General features: G+C 73.5%; 2 protein-coding genes. One reads left to right on the top strand and one right to left on the bottom strand.

What is annotated here, in order from left to right; genetic code table 11:
- Positions 1-798, bottom strand: a 798-nt coding sequence (locus AB0O00_RS36545) for a patatin-like phospholipase family protein (protein WP_363659012.1), incomplete at its 3' end; no start/stop codon positions are given.
- A 111-nt stretch (positions 799-909) separates the two neighbouring features.
- On the opposite strand from AB0O00_RS36545, the gene AB0O00_RS36540 reads away from it, so the two are divergent.
- Positions 910-1,575 carry a helix-turn-helix domain-containing protein gene (locus AB0O00_RS36540; protein ID WP_363659011.1) on the top strand — a complete coding sequence of 222 codons (666 nt, stop codon included), beginning with the start codon at positions 910-912 and terminating at the stop codon, positions 1,573-1,575.
- Positions 1,576-2,224: the final 649 nt, after the last annotated feature.

Genomic DNA, 2,224 nt, shown 5'->3' with positions numbered 1-2,224 from the left:
GGCCTGGGCGCGGCCGGCCTGGGCGGCGGCCGACCGCCGGGACGAGTCGAGCATGTTGCGGCCGAAGACCCGGCGGGTGGCCCGGTCCGGAGTCAGGACCGTCACTGCGGCACCTTCGGCGGCGAGTTCCTCGCCCTGCGCCACGGCATTCGGGTGCGGGCCCACGGCCTTGGGGATCGGGGAGAGGGCGACGATCCGCCGGTGCCCGCGAGCCAGGTGGACGTTGGCGGTCGAGCGGCTGCCGCCGTCCATCCACCGTCGCCCGGCGACTGAAACGGGCGGCCAGACCACCGGCACCGCACAGCTCGCCGCGACCGCCTCGGGCAGGGTGACTCCGGCTGCCGCGTCGAAGACCTCCAGTGTCCCGGTCCCGGCGTCGACCGCGGTCACCCGCAGGTTCCGGGCGGGCCACGTCCCCACCCCTTCGAGCAGGGTGGCGACCGAGTCGAAGACCGTGGACTCGTCGACCGTGCGGGAGGCGAGCGCGGCGCGCGCGAGACGCTGGACGGACCGCTGCGGATCCCGGGAACCGAGTGCCGCCCACAGGAACCGGGCGGTCTGGCCCAGGGTGACCGTGACATCGATGACGGGGGAGCCGGCGAGCTGACCTTCGTACAACTCCTCGATGCCGACGCCCGACGTCAGCCGGGCGCCGATGATCGAACCCGCGGATGTGCCGATCACGGTGTCGGCGTCCGAGAGGTCGATCCCGGCCTCCGCGAGCCCGGCGATCACACCGATCTCCCAGGCTCCTCCGAGGGTTCCGCCGCCACCGAGTACAAGAGCCCTGTCAGCCATCGCGAAGTCCCTCCCGATTTAACGGGGATCACTCCCCGCTTCTCGTCCGACGATAGCATCTAAACCGGGGAGCACTCCCCGGTATGTCCCGCTGAAAGCAAGGAGAGATACATGACAGTCAGCGCGGGGCGGCCCCAGCCGGTGCGACGTGACGCGCGCCGCAACCGCGAACTGCTCGTCACCGCGGCCCGTGAGGTCTTCTCCGAGCAGGGCCTGGCCGCCCCGCTCGATGAGATCGCCCGCCGCGCCGGGGTTGGCAACGCCACGTTGTACCGGCACTTCTCCACCCGCGCCGACCTCGTCGACGAGGTGTTCCACGGCGCGCTGGCCGCGACGGTGACCGCCGGCGAGCAGGCGCGCGACGCCGAGGACGCCTGGACGGGCCTGGTCGGCTATCTCGGCACGGTGTTCGCCGGACTTGCCGCCGATCGCGGCGCCAACGACCTGATGACCACGGACATCGAGGGGGTCCGCGCCCTGGACGCCGTCCACGCTCACAACCGCGAGACCATGGACCTGCTGATCCGCCGTGCGCAGCACCAGGGCACGATGCGATCCGACGTCACCACCGAAGACCTGCTCGTCATGCTGGCGGCCCTCGGCCGGGCCGTACCGGCACTCGCGGCGGCGGTCCCGGACGTGTGGCGCCGCTATCTGGCCCTCTTCCTGGACGGCTTGCGAACCGGGGCACGGGAAGGCGCCCTCCCCGCGTCCGCGCTCACCCCGGCGGAACTGGCCGACGTCTTGCGCGAACTGGGCCCGCACCGGACCCGCTAGTCGCGTCCTCCGGCGGGGGTGTGAGGAGGCGTGCGGAAGGGGTGTCACGTGGTCGTCGTGCGCACACAGTTCGATCACCGCGCCGCCGGAATCCGCACACGACGGGGAAGTGCCGTGGCGGTCCTTCGCACGTCGTCGCCAACATGGCAGCTCGGGACGGAAGTTGACGGCGGCCGGGCGGGCCCCGGGCCGTCCGGCGCGCGGATCGGTGACCCGGCCTGGATCGGGTGCGCCGGGATCTCGTAGGGTGGCCGAAACGGGAGTGGTGCCGGGCACCACGCAGCAGGGGCATCAGACGCCGCGAGAGCGGCGGGGTGGGGCGGTGACCAGAAGATGGCGGAAACGACAGCTGTCCCCGGAGGCCCCGATCCGGCAGCGGACGCGGGGCCCCGGGACGCCGTACCGCCGTCCCCGCGCACCCCGGGCGACGAGCACCCGCCCGGCCCGGCCGCGCTGTACGAGCCCCGGGCCGCCTCCATGCCTGCTCCTGCTCCTGTGCCTTCGTCCGTGTCCGTCCCGCCGCCGCCCGTCCCCCCGGGCCGCGGGTGGGGCTCCTCCGTCGCCCCCAGGTCGCGGGCCGGCGCGGCGAGCGGCGGAGACTGCTGGGGGGCAGCTGTGGTTGAGGACGGGGGTCGATCGCGGGTGGCCG

Origin of the sequence: Kitasatospora sp. NPDC093558, from assembly GCF_040683475.1 — a bacterium.
Lineage (GTDB): Bacteria > Actinomycetota > Actinomycetes > Streptomycetales > Streptomycetaceae > Kitasatospora.
Note: the sequence above shows the minus strand (reverse complement) of the source record. Positions and strands in the feature narration are given on the sequence as shown.

Excerpts from the sequence above, each read along its gene's own strand:
- AB0O00_RS36540 (WP_363659011.1), top strand. The coding sequence starts at position 910 with ATGACAGTCAGCGCGGGGCGGCCCCAGCCGGTGCGACGTGACGCGCGC.